The sequence below is a fragment of the Nocardiopsis sp. iso_237 genome (assembly GCF_056173345.1).
On the sequence record NZ_CM149669.1, the window covers coordinates 6,234,111 to 6,249,999 of the forward strand.

4 protein-coding genes are annotated in these 15,889 nt (G+C 69.7%); all 4 read right to left on the reverse strand.

The window, feature by feature from the left end:
* Positions 1-33: 33 nt before the first annotated feature.
* Positions 34-12,093, reverse strand: coding sequence for a WXG100-like domain-containing protein (locus tag AC0VYM_RS28045; protein ID WP_475457135.1), 12,060 nt, complete (start codon positions 12,091-12,093; stop codon positions 34-36).
* A gap of 5 nt (positions 12,094-12,098) precedes the next feature.
* Positions 12,099-12,455: a hypothetical protein gene (locus tag AC0VYM_RS28050; RefSeq protein WP_475457137.1), complete on the reverse strand. Its 357-nt coding sequence runs from the start codon at positions 12,453-12,455 to the stop codon at positions 12,099-12,101.
* Between the two features lie 87 nt (positions 12,456-12,542).
* Complete coding sequence (locus AC0VYM_RS28055; RefSeq protein ID WP_475463278.1) at positions 12,543-12,869, reverse strand: YbaB/EbfC family nucleoid-associated protein; 327 nt, start codon at positions 12,867-12,869, stop codon at positions 12,543-12,545.
* A complete protein-coding gene (locus tag AC0VYM_RS28060) occupies positions 12,769-15,855 on the reverse strand; it encodes a hypothetical protein (RefSeq protein WP_475457139.1) in 3,087 nt (1,028 codons plus the stop codon). Before AC0VYM_RS28060 ends, AC0VYM_RS28055 begins: the two co-directional genes overlap by 101 nt.
* Positions 15,856-15,889 lie beyond the last annotated feature (34 nt).

Consider the following 15,889-nt stretch of genomic DNA (forward strand, 5'->3'; position numbering starts at 1 on the left):
AAGCGGCACGGGTGGAGATGGTCTGTGTGCCCGTCAGCCGGTCGGGTTGAGGGCGGTCATGAAGTCCGCCTGCATCACCGGGTTGACCCCCGTGGTGACGGGAACGGGTGGTGGCGGAGGGGGAGGTGGGGAAGGCGGTGGGGGGGTCGGGAAGGCATTCTCCAGGGCCGTGAAGGAGGCGTCCAGGGCATCGCGGTGCTCGCGCAGCTTGGTGTTCAGATCGTTGCGGCGCTGGACCAGGCCCTCCAGGGCGTCCACCCTCTCCCGGGTGAGCCCGCCAGGCGTCCCCACGCCCGCCCTGAGATCGTTCAGTCCCCTCAGCGCTTCGGTGTGCGCCGTCGCGGTGTCGGCCTCCGAACGGCCCCACCCCCGGTCCTGGGCCGTGGAGCCAAGGTACTCGCGAACGGCCTGGACCCCGGCGGAGGTCTCCGCTGACCAGGACCTCGGGTCCAGTTCCGGCCCCAGGGCCAGCATGTCGGAGGCGGCGCGGGCCTGCGCCCGGGCGTCGTCCGACAGGGTCAGGCCCAGGGCGTCGTTGAGCGCCGTGTTGAGGGCCTTCTCGGAGTCGGACGCGGAGTCCTGGCGATCGGCGACCGTGTTCCACGCGTTGATGGATTCTTCGCTCACCCCGGTGGCGATCTCCCGGACCTGTTCCGGGGTCAGCCAGACGTCGACGGTGGACTGGGTCGACTCCGCGGTCGGTCGGGAACCCGTCGAGGTGTCCTGGGCGACGAGCAGCGCGTCGACGGGGAAGCGCACCAGGTATCCGCGCCCCTTCCGGGAGGCGTCGGCGTCCACGTGGACGGCGGAGGACGACTGCTTGTTGCCGCCTGCGGCGGAGCTGCTCGCCCCGGCGCCGCTCGTTCCACCGCCGACCAGGGCGGAGGACTCCTGGAAGTCGGAGGCCGGCTGGTCCACGCCCTTCATGCCCGCGAGGTCGAGGGCGTTGGTGAGCGCGGTCGATCCGGAGTGGGACACGGAGTGCTCGTCGCGGTGCGTCTGCGAGCCCTCCTTTCCGGTGGTCATCTCGCTGGTCGCGCCGATGATCTCACCGCCCGCCCGGTCGACGTGGGTGAACAGCTTCGTCTCCAGACCGGGAACGGCGAAGGGCCCCTGCGGGTCCTTGCCCACGAGGGTGGCACCGTCACCGGAGGAGGCGCCGAACAGCCCGCGCAGTACCTGCTGGTCCACGGCGGCCCCGAGCACGGGCGCGCGGGACCCGGCCCCGTTCCGGCGAAGATAGTCGACGGCGTCGGTCACGTTCCGGTTGTCGGGGTCGGGCTGCCAGCCCTTCGCCCGGGCCTGGGCGATCAGGGCGGCGTCCGCGATGGTGTCCCGCCCCACCGAGTCCACCGGAGGAAGGAAGGTCTGGTCGCCGTCGATCCTGCCGCGCCAGTCGCCGGCGAAGGCGTCGATGTCGTTCACGACGGTCCTGTCGGGGACGAACGGCTGCGGGGTCACGGGCGTCGGAGCCGGAGGCGCCTGCTGGGTCGTCTGCGGGGGCACGGGTTGGAAGGACCCCGCCTGGTAGACCTCGGTGCGGGGCCCCACGTCGACGGACGACGAGAAGGCCTCGCCTCGCGAGCCGCTCCCGTACCAGCGGTCCAGGGACAGCGTGAAGTCGATTTTCATCTGCGTGGTGACGTTGACCCCGGGAGCCTTGATCGCGCGTGAGGTCGTGTTCGTCTCGGTGTCGGAGGACAGCTTCGTCGTGGTGGTGGCGCTGTCCCAACCGGTGCCCGCGCTCGCCGTGTTGGTGTGGTAGCGGTCCTTGGGGAAGGTGGGAGCGCCGCTGCTGTCGGTTCCGGTCGCCGGGACGGGGTTGAAGCCGCCGTCCAGACCCGCTGTCACGCCCTGCTTCTTCTGCTTTCCCTTGGAGTCGTTGTGCTCGGAGGACGCCGAGGCCGAGTGCTCCGTGGACATCCCCGACTCGACCTGGCCGAAGACGGGCGTGCCGTCGCGCCCCAGTCCCAGGCGCAGCCAGCCGCCGCTGCTGAAGCGCTGGTCACCGAAGTTGATCTCGCGCACCCGGATCGGCAGGACCACCCCGCCCGTCTGGAGCCTGAGGTTGTCACCCCGGCTGTTGGTCGCCGACAGGGCCACCCGGATGTCGTGCTTGCTCTGGTCGCTCAGCTCGACCCCGTAGTCGCGCACCTGCCGGGAGATGCTGTCCACGGCCGCGTCGGTGTCGACGCCGTTGAGGGCGTACCCGGAGGTCTCGCGGCCGGGGACGAACCCGATTCCGGCCGGGACGCCACGGGCGTTCGTCAGTGCGCCGTCGAGCCCCGCGGTCCCCGGCAGGGCGTTCTTCTGGGTGAGTTCGAGAACGCGGTGGCGCGACTCGGTGGTCCCGCTCTCGGTGTGCCGCGCGTTCTCGGTGTTCTCACCGTTACGGCCATTGCCGTTGTCGGAGGTCGGCGGCGGGACCGATCCGTCCCCCACGGTCCTGGTCTTGATCGGCACCGAGACGAAGGCGTTCCACTGCGTGCTCGTCTTGGTGTTCACGCTGAACTCGTCGTTGGTCGTCACCTTGACGGTGCTTCCGGGGAAGGAGACCTTGGTCTCCTCCCCGAACGAGGTGGAGTCGCCCTCCGTCGTCGTCTGCTTGGAGGCGTAGGGGACGACCCCCGCGGTGAAGCGCACCCGGTTGTTCCTGGTGTCGGTCTGGTTGGGCGCCCCCTCGCCCTTCACACCGATCGTCCAGGTGTGCGAGGTGTTCTTGCTGGTGCCGGTGACCCTGTCCGACTCGGACTTGTAGGTGAGGTCGACGCCGCCGTCGAGCACGGCCCCGGACGTCTGCATCGACGTGCGCTCGGCGCTGATGTTGATGTCGACGTTGGAGCGGTGGATCACGCCGTCCTCGAACTGCCCCTGGATGTCGAGCCCGCTGTCGTGGACGTCCATCGAGTGGGCGGCGAGGGCCTTGGGCGAACTGAGGACGCGCATCTGGCCGATGACGGCCTCTCCGGAGCGCGAGGCCTCGGAGTAGCCGGGAGCGGACTTGATGGAGTTCTCGACGCGGTTCCAGAGCCCGGGCGACTCGGAGTGCTTGGGCGCGTGCGGCATGCTGTCGAGGTCGAGGTCGGGTCGAGCGCGGTGCCCGCCCCGGTTCTCGGTGGTCTGGTTGTCCTGGGTCTGCTGGTTGTCCTGGGTCTGCTGAGTCTGGTCCTGCTGGTTCTGGTTGTCCTGGGTCTGCTGGTTGTCCTGGGTCTGCTGAGTCTGGTCCTGCTGGTTCTGCTGAGTCTGGTTGTCCTGGGTCTGGGTCTGGTCCTGCTGGTTCTGCTGAGTCTGGTTGTCCTGGGTCTGGTTCTGCTGGTTCTGGTTGTCCTGGGTCTGCGTCTGGGTCTGCTGGTTGTCCTGCGTCGGCTGGGTCTGGTCCTGCTGCGGAGTCGGTGCAGGCGGAGGGCGCAACCGGGCGTCCCGCTCCTGCGCGAACCGGTGGTCCTCCCCGCGTCCCCGCGCCCCGGCGGCCTCCTCGTGCCTGCGCTGTTCCAGGTCCAGCGCCTGGTTGAGAACCTGCTCGGCTCCGGGGATGTCGCGCGCCGCACCCGCCGACTCCTCCCGCAGTCCGCGGGCCGTCTCCGCGTCCTGGTCCGCCTGCCGCGCGTTCTCCGCGGACTCGTTGGCCTGGTTCCGCGACTCTCCGGCCTGCTGACGCAGGTCGGCGGCGTCCGACTCCTTCTTGCTGGCCGTGCCCTCCGCCTCGGTGGCCCTCGTGTCCCGCGTGTCGGCCTGGGACTTGAGGTTCCCCGCGTCATCCGTCGCCCGCTGCGCGCCCGCGCCCAGGTCCTGGACCTCGGGCGACGGGGTCGGCCGCGGCTGGGCACCGGAGGAGTCACCCTCCGTGGACGGCGGCCCGGCAGACTCGTTGAAGGCCGACTCGGCCTCCGCCCTCGCGTCGCCCGCCGCCCGCTCCGCGTCGGCCAGCGCGTTCCAGTTGTTGAGTGCCGTGTTCCAGGCCTGGTCGGCGGCGGTCTGGTCGGGCGATTCACCGAGGTTGTCCAGCCCGGTGTCGAGGAGATCCGGCAGCGGGGTGGACGGGGTGCGCCGGTCCCCCGACGGCTGGCCCTCTCCCCCCTCGGGGCGGCCCCGCGCGTCCGTCTCCGTCTGGAGGGCGTCGACGTAGGCCCATGTCTGCTCGATCGCCTCCCTTCTCCGGTCGGCCGCGTCCCGCAGGTCCCGGGCAGCGTCCACACGCTCCTGAACCGCCCGCGCCCGGGCGTCGTCGGCCTGGGTCTCGGCCTTGGTGGCCGTGTCCTCCTGCTTGTGCGCGAGCTGGTCCGCCCGCTCTGCTGCCTCGTTCCTGGAATTCGCCGTCGCCTCGGCCTTCGCGAGGTGGATATCCCGGTTTTCGAGCTGGTCAGCGAGCGCGGTCAGGCGGTTCAGTTCGTTACGAGCCTCGTCCGTCGCCTGGCGGGCCTGCTGCACCGCGTCGAGTGCCTGTTGGGCGGCGTTCTGGGCCCGTGTCGCCTCCGCGCCGCGGTCGGTCTCGGGGGTGGCGGGGCCGAGCTCTCCGGGCACGGGCACCGTCTTGGCGCCCTCCACCACGACCCGGGGGCCCTGCGGGGTCTCGCCGTCGCCGCTCTGCGGGGTCACGTCGATGACCGCGTCGCTGCCGAGCCTCATGTCCAGCTGAAGCGCGTAGGACCACGACTCCAGGTCCCCCTTGGCACTGGTGGCGGCCTCGACACCGGCCTTGCGGCTGCCGGACAGGGGGTTGGCGTTCTCCCGTTCGTAGGCGTAGGTGCCGCCCACGTCGACGATTCCCTTGGGCATACCGGCGCTCGTCGAGCCGACGCGAACCTGCACCGACGCGCCCAGGTCCCCGCCGTAGGCGGTCGAGTTCTGCTTGCCCGAACCCTGCGACGTCGACGCGTTGAGGCTGGTGCTCAGGGAACCGTCGCTCCGGGAACCCTCGAACCGGGCGTCGCTCAACGAACCGTTCAGGAGGATCGTGATGAAGTCGGCGCCGTCCCGGTTGTCGTCGCGCACGGACGACATCCCGGGAATCGAGCCGATGATCGAACGGATCCGCCCGGGCGCGGGAGTGAGGGCGTTGCCCAGACCGCCGGTGCGCAGGGGGATCTCCACGCCCTTCCCGGTCAGGTTGCCGGACTCGTCGATCGCCCCGCCGACCATGTCGTAGATCTTCAACGTGTTCTCGACACGCAGGTCCTGCCCCTGCCAGAGGGTTCTCCAGAACCCTCGGCGGTCGCCCCTGGGCCCGGAGGGGTCGGTCACCAGTTCGGGATGGCTCTGGAAGACGTTGGTGTGGATGTTCCTGGCCGCGACCGTCATGGGCGAGTCACCGTTGGTGTCGCGCAGACTGCGGTCGTTCCACTCCGATCGCACCGGAACGGCCTCACCCAGGTTGTCCACACGGTCGTTGTGGAGGCCTGGGACGTTGGGGGCGGCCGGGGTGTCCTGGTTCGTTCCGTCTGAGGCCATGGCCAGGGCGTCGCGGGTCGACACCTGGTCGAAGGTGGTCAGGTCGAACGTGCCCGGGCGGACGGTGGGCTGGTGCCTGGGCGAGTCACCGCTGCTGTTGGTGTTGTTGTCGCCCGTGTTCCCGGTGTTGGTGTTCCCCGTGTTGCCCGAGTTGGTGGTGTTCCCCGTGTTGCCGGTGTTGGTGGTGTTCCCGGTGTTCCCGGTGTTGCCCGTGTTGGTGGTGTTCCCGGTGTTCCCCGTGTTGGTGGTGTTCCCCGTGTTGCCCGTGTTCCCGGTGTTGGTGTTCCCCGTGTTCCCGGTGTTGGTGGTGTTGTTCGAGGCGGCGGGGGGCTGCTGTTCGGTGGTCGTGACCGTGTAGGTCCGGTTCACCCGGTAGAAAGCGGAGTCGCCCTTGCTACCGGGCCCATACGTGCGCTCGCTGCCGTGTTCGGTGCTGCGCGAGTGCTTCTGGGTGCCCTTGATGCCGCCGCTCGCCTCGGGCCCCATCCGAATGACCACCGGCGTCGAATCCATGCCGGGGATCGTGCCCAGGAAGCCGACCCCCACCCGGCCCTCCTGCTTGTTGGTACGGCCCGCGCTGGTCTGGGCGTTGTCGGAGAACTTGTCGGTGTCGGAGAAGGACGAGTCCTTCATCTCCGGGCCGATTCGCTCGTAGGAGACCGGACCTCCGCTGATCTCCAGGTACTGCGCGTTTCCGGAGTCGTCCGTGTAAGGGAAACGCAGGACCTTCCCCTGGTCCGCCTTACCGAGGTTGTCGCGCAACGTCCCCATGTCGACCGGGAAGTCCTTGGGCAGGCCCCCGTCGAGGACGCCCAGTGTGCGCGAGAATCGGGGGGCGCGGATCGGGGTGCCGTCGCGGTCGGTGCGGAAGTTCTCCGGGGCCTCCTGGCGCTCGGGGGTGGGTTGCGCGTCGGTGGAGGTCTGGCGCTCGGTGGACGTCTGCCCCTCGGTCGAGGTCTGCCCCTCGGTGGAAGTCTGGCCCTCAGTCGAGGTCTGGTTTTCGTTGCCGTCGTTACGTACGTGGCCCGCGAGGACCACGTCGACGGCGTCGTTCAACCTGTCGGAGAACTCGATCCGCATGGGCGGCCCGGCCGGTGGCCGTTGGTCGCCCGATCCCTGCTGCTCGGGTGTGGCCGCTGGCGGCAACGGGGCGGGCGCCACCTCCAGGGCGGCCGACACGGTGAGATCACCAGTGAAACGGGACGGATCGTCCCCGTCGACGTCCACCTTGCGCTTGTGGCGGTTTTCCGAGCTGACCTGGAAGTCGGTGCCGCGCTGGCGGACTGAGAAGGACCCCTTGAAGCGCGTGCTGATCAACGCGGTCTTGGCGGCCAGACTGCCGATGATGGTGACCGGGAGCAGGGGGCTGAAGCCCTTGCGTCCCTGCTGGGCTCCGGTGCTGACCTGCTTGGCCCGGTTCTCGGTCGAGTTCCCGGCGTTGGCCTTCCGGTCGGGCGAGGCGGTCGTGTCGCGCCAGGTGCGGTCCACGGTCAACTGCACGTTGCCCCGCACGGGAGGAGGGGTGTTCTCACGGCCGGTGTTGTCGGTGCCGTCGTCACCCGTGCGACGGTCGGCGCCGACGTCGTGAACGGGGATGTCGAACGTCTCCCCCGCACGGGCCCGTCCGTCACCGATGCGGTCGAGCGCGTCCTTGAACGCCTTGGCGTCCGGCTCCATACCGTTCCGCGCGAGCTGGTCGGTCAGGCGCTGCCCCAGCCCCTGGACGTCGGCGTCCGGGTTGATGTGCACACCCGAGTACCCGTCCCCGTTGTTGGCGGGGCCGATGTCGGTGAGCAGGTCGAGGATCTGCCTCGTGTCGGCGTCGACCGGCCTGGGCGGGTCCTGCTGCGTGGTCTCGTCCTGGACCTGCTGGGTCTGGTCCTGCTGAGTCTGGACCTGGGTCTCGTCCTGAGCCTGGTTCTGCTGGTCCTGAGTCTGGTCCTGCTGAGTCTGGACCTGAGTCTGGTCCTGCTGAGTCTGGACCTGAGTCTGGTCCTGCTGAGTCTGGACCTGGGTCTCGTCCTGAGCCTGGTTCTGCTGGTCCTGAGTCTGGTCCTGCTGCGTCTGGTTCTGCTGGGTCTGGGTCTGGTCCTGCTGCGTCTGATCCTGGGTCAGGTCCTGCTGCCCGCTCTCGTCCCGGACCGGTTGCTGAGGCGGTGTCTCCTCCGTCGTGGTCGGTGTCCTGCGCGGGGGACGCGAGGACTCCCCACCAGTGTTGTCGTCGTTGCGCCTGTTCCCGTCGTTCGTGTCGCGGTCCCGGTTGTTCCCAGAAAGGTCCTGCATCTGGTGACCGTTGCTGTCGTCACCCCCGCCCCTGGGCCTGAACAGCTTGGTCCAGGGCGAGGCGGCGCGGTGGTTCCCGCCACCCTCGGTGGTCACCGGCGTGGGTCCGCTCGGCATCTGGGACAGCGGCGAGTCCAGACCCGCCTCACGCGCCCGATCGAGGGCGCCGTCCAGGCGCCCGTCCGAGATCCACTCCCTGAGCGTTCGGCCGAAGTCGTCCTTCAGCCGGGGCGGGAGGTCAGCGAGGACCTGGTCGTCGCCGCGACCGCGTTCACGGCTGTCGTAGGCGGCGCCCAACAGCGCGATGGTGTCGTCCTGGGACCTGCTCCCCTCCGGGTCGAGGATCTGGGTCAGGTCCTGGTGCACGGAGTCGGGGAGGTCACCCACCCGGGTCGGCGGGTCGTAGCGCGACGCCCCGTTCGCCTGGTTCTCGATCTGCTCCAGGTAGTGGTTGAGGATCTCCGGAGGGCGGTTGTCGCGCCCGCCCGGGGAGTCCATGTAGCCGCCGGCCTCGTGGACGGCGGTGGAGTCCGGAGAGTCCCGGAGGACGGCGCGCGGCCGACCGGAGCCGTCCTCGGAACGGTCCTGGGACTCGTCGTTGAGGCCGAGCCGGTGCAGGGTCTCGTGCAGCCAGACGTCGGCTCCGTCGTCCAGGCGCCAGTTGGCGGTGTCGCTGCGTCCCGGCAGGTCGGGGTTGTCGCGCACCCAGGTGATGTCGGCGTGCGGACGGCCGTCCGGGCCGACCTCCTCCACCCGGACGTGGAACTGGTCCCCGCTGTCGGGCAGCCGGTAGCGCTCGTTGACGACGTCGTTCAACCGGTCCTGGAAGATCTGCTGGGCCGTGTTGGCGTCTCCGCGACTGACCCCGGGGCCGGTGCCGAAGTTGACCCGGAACGTCAGCTCGGTGACGTGCGTCGGGCCGTCCGGCTCGGGGTTCGGCAGGGGGATACGGCGCACGTCGAAGCCGCGTTCCGCGATCGAGCTGATCGGGTTGTCCTTGCTGGACCCGTGCAGGATCTCGATGCCGTCGGTGTCGACACCGGAACGGTCCCGGTTGGCTCCCACCCGCCTGGGTTCGATGTCGTCCCGGGCGTTCTGCCACTCCGTGGGCGGACGCAGCCGGTCGGAGACGGGGGCGGGAGCGTCGGGGTCGGGGCGCGGCCGGGACACCGGTGGGGTGTTGGTCTGGTTGCCGGGCGGGGTCTGGCGGCGTCCGTCGCCCGTGGACTCCTGACCGCCCTGCGCGGGGTTGTGCGGCGGGACCATCACGACGGGCACGGGTGTGGCGTCGGGGTGCGCGGCCGTCTCGTTCGAGGCGTCGTCCTGGCGCACGGGGGTGCCCGATCCGTCCTCGTCAGGTGTGGACTCCCGCGAGTCGCTTTCGTTCAGCGGACCCTGCTGGTCACCGTTCTGGTGCACGTTCGCGCCGGTGTCCTGCCCGCCGGTCGCCTCGTCCTGGGTGCGGGCGTCGTCGCGACCGGTGTCGTCCTGGAAGAGCTGGGTGTCGGTGTTCCCGGACTCGTTCTCCACGACCGTCTCGGCATCGCCGTCGCGCCCAGGGCCGTTCGGGCGGTGCGTGTTCGTGTTGCCGTCGCTCGAACCCTGTCCGCCCGCGTTCGGGGTCGAGGCGGGCGGCCCCTGGGAGTTGCCGTCGGTGTCGTCCCCGGACTCCTGAACCGGGGACTCCTGAACCGGCTGGTCGTCCTGGTTCGGAGACTCCTGAACGGGCTGCTCCTGAACCGGAGAGTCCTCCTGGACCGGCGACTCCTGGTTCGGGGTCTCCTGAACGGGCTGCTCCTGGTTGGGTGTCCCCCGGACATCGGAACCACCGGGCTCCTGCACCACACCGTCACCGGTCGACTCCTCCTGAACAGGAGACTCCTGAACCGGCCGGTCGTCCTCGTTCGGGGACTCCTGAACCGGCTGCTCCTGGACCGGCGTCTCCTGAACCGGCTGGTCCTGGACCTGCTCGTTCTGGGACGTCTCCTGCGACCCGTCCCGGAGGTCCGAACCGCCGGGCTCCTGAATCACACCATCACCAGTCGACTCCTCCTGAACAGGAGACTCCTGAACCGGCTGGTCCTGCACCGGCTGGTCCTGCACCGGCTGGTCCTGGATCGGCGTCTCCTGAACCGGCCGGTCATCCTGGTTCGGCGTCTCCTGAACTGGCGGGTCCTGGACCTGCTCGTTCTGGGACGTCTCCTCCGACCCGTTGCGGTGCTCGGAACCACCGGGCTCCTGCACCACACCACCACCGGTCGACTCCTCCTGAACAGGAGACTCCTGCACCGGCTGGTCGTCCTCGTTCGGGGACTCCTGAACGGGCTGCTCCTGAACCGGGGTCTCCTGGACAGGAGTCTCCTGAACGGGCTGCTCCTGGACAGGCTGGTTCTGGTCTCCGGTCTCCTCGGTGGACTGATCCTGACCACCGACGACCGGAGCGTCGCCGGTCTCGTCGTTCTCCGAGGCGGTCTCGTCCGGGCCGCCCCGGTTCAGGTGGTCGGTGTCGCCACCGTCCTCGTTCCCGTTCGGGGTGTTGACCGGCTCCTCGGAGCCCTGCCCGGGGGTGTCCTCCGTCGTGGACTCGTTGGCACCGTCGTTCTCGTTGGACGGCGTCTCCGGCCGGGAGGGACCGGTGTCGTTCTGGTCGTTCTGGTCGGACGACTCGGTCGTGACCTGCTGGGGCGGCGCGGGCTGGTTGTCTCCGCCGTCCGACTGGTCGTTCGTGTCGGAAGACTCCGTGGTCACCTGCTGGGGCGGCGGAGGCGGAGGCGGGGTCGAGTCCTGTGTGGAGTCGTTGGTCGAGTTCTGCCCCTGCCCGTCACGCGAGCCGCCGCCCTCCCCCTCTGAGGAGGAGTTGTTCGAGGTGGAGGAGTTCGAGGAGGAGTTGTTCGAGGAGTTGTTCGACCCCGATTCCGGCGGGCCGCCGTTCTGGTTCGAGTTGTTGCCGGTGTCGTCGCCTCCACCGTCCGTCGAGGGCGGGTTGGGGGTGGGCGGCGGGACACCCTCGGGCAGGCCCGCGTTGTTGAGCTGGTTGAGGAGCGCCAGACCGCCCTGGGTGAGGCTCTGCTGGACCGCTCCGGAGACGAAACCCGAGACACCGGACAGCCATGTGATGGAGAAGGTCTTCTCGTCGCTGAACAGCAGGTTGAAGAAGCCCTCGCTGAGCATCCCCTGCGCCGCGTTGGCGATGCCCTGGCCGCCGAGCTGCGCCAGGAAGTTCTTCCAGTGCGTACCGACGTCGGAGAGCCCGTCGCGCACACCGGTGGGCACACCCTTGGTCAGGAAGTCCTTCAGGTCCGGGTCCAGGTTGCGCCCGTACTTGTTCACCACGTCGTTCAGGGCGTCGCCGAGGCCTTCCTTCCCCCAGTTGCGGGAGAAGGCGTCGGCGTACTCGTTGCCGAAGTCGCGGGCCTGGTTCCGGCCCATCGAGTCGCCCAACGAGTCGGAGAACCTGTCCCCCATGTCGTTGCGGAAGCGCTCGCCGTCGACCGGGCGGCTCCACCCGGGACGGTTGTCCATGCCGTACGCGCGCAGCAGCTCGTCGGTGTTGCGCCCCATCACGTCACCGATGCCGTTGGGGAGGTCCTTGCCGCCCTTGCCCAGGCTGTCAATGGGGAAGTTGTCGTCGAGGCGTTTGGAGATGGTGGGTCCGACGGTGTTGCCGAGCAGCTTGTTGAACTGGTTCGACAGCGCGCTTCCACCGAAGGCGGCGGCGGTGCCGAACAGGCCGTCCAGCAAGGCGCCCTTGGCCGCGTCCTCGGTGAGCTTCTTGTCCCACCCGTCGCGGTTGCCCTGGTCGATCTGGATGCGCTGGATCAGCGCGTCAAGGGTGAGCGCGAAGAACTGGCTGATCGCCATCTGCTGGAGCAGCGTGGAGAGCAGCCGGAACATGACCCGTCCGATGACGGTGCGGGCGATCGCCTGGAAGATCGGGATCTTGGCCAGAGAGGCACCGAAGGTGTACGGCGCCATGGCGATCGCCCAGGCGATCTCCAGGGCCAGCTGCACCAGCTGGCCGATGATCATCCACTTCGCGTACTGCACCTGCGTGCCCGCGTTGTGGACGTACTCCTGGAGCCCCCGGGCGACCGCCGTGCCCTCACCGAGGTAGTTGTTCTGCCCCGCCGTGAACTCGTCCACCGACTGATCGAAGAAGTCCGCCGCCGTGGCGTCGAAGTTCTCCCGCACCTTGTTCTTGATCCGGATGACGAGCTGCGGGAGCTCGATCTCCAACCGGTCAGCGGTGGTGCCGTAGACCTGGGCGAGCTCCCACAGCCGCGTCTCGTCGGCGGTGGGCCACTCCGAACCTGTCAGAACCGAGAACAGGTTGCGGAGTTCGGCGGGCAGTTCCATTCCCATGGAGGTCAGTGCCTCCCGCTGGTGCCACCGGTACCGCCCTGGAGACCTCCCAGTCGCGTCGCGGTGTCGATGCCGTACTGCTCGGAGCGGCCGAACTGCCTCGCGGTTTCGATGGTGGCTTCGGCGGTGTCCTCGAACGCGGTCCCGAGCGTCTTCAGGAAGACAGCGAACCCGTCGCGAGCCGGAACGTAGTTCTTCTCGAACGACTTCGCGACGGCGTCACCCTCACCCCAGCACTCGCCCAAGGCGTCGGCCGAGGTGGTGTACCACTGGTCGATCGCACGCACCTCGGCGGCGAGTTGGTGGATCTCGGCACCGTCCCTGGCCACCGCCTCAGGGTCGATCGAGATGCGTTCCGACATGGCCCCTCCTTGCTCGTCCTGCCTCGTTCTCCGTCACCTGGCCGGGTTGTGGGGGAGGGCAGCCCCTCCCCCACATCCCGGTCGTCATCAGCGGGGCGGGTGCACGTTGCCCAGGCCCAGTTCCTCCAGCAGTGCGGTGGGGTCGCCCGCCACCGCCTGCTCCCGTGCCGAGGTGTCGCCGGGCACCAGGCCGCCCATGGCGGTGGAGACCTGCTGGGCGACGTCGCGCCGAGCCCGTTCGACGACCTCGACGACGGCCGAGGCGAGTTCGGCGGGCGCCATCATCCGGTACTTGTCGGTGTGGAACCTCAGCTCAGCGATCTCGCCTCTGGCGTTCACCGTCGCGCTGACCATCCGGTCCTTGGACATCGCTTCGGCGGTAACCGACTCCAGGTTTGCGCTTGCCTCCGCCAGGCGCTCCTGGGTCTGTCGAAGTTGTTCGAGGGACCTCTCCATCTGTCCCTGCAGGGACATGTCCAACGCCGCTCACTCCCTTGTCTTTTCGTGTTCCGGGCCGTCCCAACGAGGCGGGGCCGCCCCGTGCGGTGGTGCCCCACACCTTCTCGTCCTCGGCCAGCCAGGTGGTGCGGCTGCGTTCCTGCCCGCCGCCACCGCCGCCGCCACCGGCACCGCCCATTCCGCCCGGGGGCATCATGGGCATACCGGGGGTGCCCGGCGTACCGGGTGTCCCGGGGGTGCCCGGTCCTCCTCCGGTGGAGGAGCCGTCCGTCCCCTGGCCGCCGCCGAAGCCGCCCTGGGGACTGGTCCCGCCGGGCCCGTTCCCCCTGCCGTCGGAGCCGCCGCCCACGGAGCCCGAGTCCGAGCGGGGGCTCATGCCACCGCCGCCCGAGCCGGGGCCGGACGAGGAGTTGGGGTCACCCGGACCGCCGATGCCGCCGGAGCCCCCCGGGAAGGAGGAACCTCCGCCGCCGATGCCGCCCGGACCAGAGCCCGAACCCGAGGAGGAACTCAGGTCACCGGGCCCACCAATGCCGCCAGGCGTCGGGTACCCGCTGCCACTGCCTCCGGATCCGCCGAGAACGGGGGGGTCCGGGATCTCGGGGCGGTTCGAGCCGCCACCGATCTCGCCCGATCCGCCAGGTATCGGCGAGCCGGACCCGTTGCCGCTGCCACCGGACCCGCCCATGATCGGCGCATCCGGCAACCCAGGCCGATCCGCACCACCCGGACCACCCAAATCACCCGAACCGCCCGGAACGGGGGAACCCGATCCGTTGCCGTTGCCACCGGAGCCGCCGAGCTCCGGGGCGTCCGGAAGACCGGGGCGGTTGACCTCGCCCGGACCGCCGATGCCGTTGGAGCCGCCGGGGATCGGGGAGCCGTTCCCGTTCCCGTCCACGCCCGAACCACCCGAGGAGAGGTCCAGGTCGCCCTCGGTGGATACGCGACCCGGGGGCGGCGGCACGCTGCCGCCCCCCGCGCCACCTGTGGAGGAGGAGAGGTCGAGGTCCCCGAAGCCGCCGCGTGGCGGGCCACCGATGGAGGACGGATCACCGCTGCCACCGTCGGTGCGCGAGCCGTCGGGGTTCAGGATGCTCCCGTCGGGAAGCCGAATGCTGCCGTCGGAGAGCCGGGCGCTCCCCTCCGGGAGCGGCGTGCTCCCCTCCGGGAGCTGCCCGCTGCCGTCCGGGGGGCGCGTGCTGCCGTCCGGGTTCAGGACCGTGCCGTCCGGGAGGCGCGTACTGCCGTCCGGAAGCATGCTGCTCCCGTCGGGAAGCGGGGTCCCCTGCTCCCGACGCCCCGTGTTGTTCGGGCCGCCACCGGTACCGCCGCCGCCCATACCCCCCATGCCCGGGGCCACCGGCGGCGGGAAGAACCCGCCCGGGCCTCCGCCCGAGGAGTTGGGGTCGCCGCCGATCCCCTCGCCACCTGAACCGGGACCGCCCAGGCCCTGGCCACCCGGACCATCGAGACCACCGGAACCACCGGAGGAGATCGGCGGACCGTCGGGGTTCCCCGAACCGGAACCTTCCGGGCCACCGCCCAGGTCACCCGAGCCACCGGGTACGGGACCGCCGCCCTCGGGGATGTCCGACCCTCCGCTGTTGGGGCCCTGATCGTTCAGGTAGTCGTTGACGATCTCGTCGATGGTGCGGCCGTCGCCCAGGGGGCCGTTACCACCGCCACCACCAGTGCCGTCGCCGCCACCGCCAGTGCCGTCGCCGCCACCACCGCCACCGCCGCCGCCCTCGCCGCTGCCACCGTTGAGATACTCGTCGATGATGTCCTGGATGGAGCGGTTGTCGCCGTCGCCGTCACCGTCACCCCCACCGCCGCCGCCCTCACCGTCGCCCTCACCGTCGCCGAACAGCCCGTTGAGGATCTCCTCAAGCGAGGGGCCGTTGCCGCCGCCCTCACCGTCACCCCCACCGCCACCGCCGCCTCCACCACCGCCGGGCGGGGTGGTCGCGACGGGGACGAAGGGCAGGATCTCCGCGGAGGAGGTGCCGTAGGTCGTGGAGACCGTGGAGATGCCCTCCGTGGCTGCCGTGCGCAGGTTCGCCAGGTTGTCCCACCAGCGGTCCTTGATCTCCGTCTCGAACGTCTCCCAGGTGGCCTTCTCATCAGTCCGCATGCCGCGGATCTTGATGATGCCGTCCTCCCAGGTGACCTTGTCCCGCTGCTCCTCCCACCAGTTGCGGATGGTCGCGCGGGGACTGCGGTTCTCACTGCTGTGCCACGTGTTGAAGGCACTGATCACCGCTTGGAGGTAGGTGGGGTTGGCGGCGACGCGCGCCGTGTTCACGGCGTCGACGGCCGGGTCGATGTAGTTGGCGAGGTTCTGGAACTCAAGGGCCAGTTTCCTCAGGTATCCGCGCAGGGCCTCGGCTCCCGCGCCCTCGAACTTCTCGTTTCCCGGCTTCATCTCCTCGGACAGGGCCCACATCTCGTCGTAGCGGGCGTTCGCGAAGTCACGGAAGTCGCCGAGATCGGTCTCGATGCGGCTGAGGACACCGCTGTTGAAGGAGCTGGTGCCCACGCTGGAGGTGGAGGCGGCGTTGAGAATGTCGCGCATCCGGTCAATGAAGTTGCCCCACACCGTGCCTTCGGTGTCCTTGATGGCGTCGTTGACGTGGATGCCGGAGTAGACCGCGAACCCCCACTCGTATCCGCCGAGCTGTTCGGCGTCAGAGGCCCGGCTGTCGAAACCGAACCACTCGTCCGCGTCCTTGGGGTTGTTGACGTTCCAGAAGTAGTTACTGAGCCAGTTGGTGTCCTTCACCGCCTGCGCCGTACCCATCGGGGGAGCCGAACCCTTGTCGTCCTTGTCGGCGAAGACGTTGATGGCGTGGGCCAACTCCTCGCTCTCGACGGCGCCCCCGGACTCGGGTGCCGCGGGGTCGGTCCCCTCCTTCTCGGGAAGGTCCTCGTCAGCCATGGAAGTTCCTCAGGGGCGATTCGTGGGGCGAAGG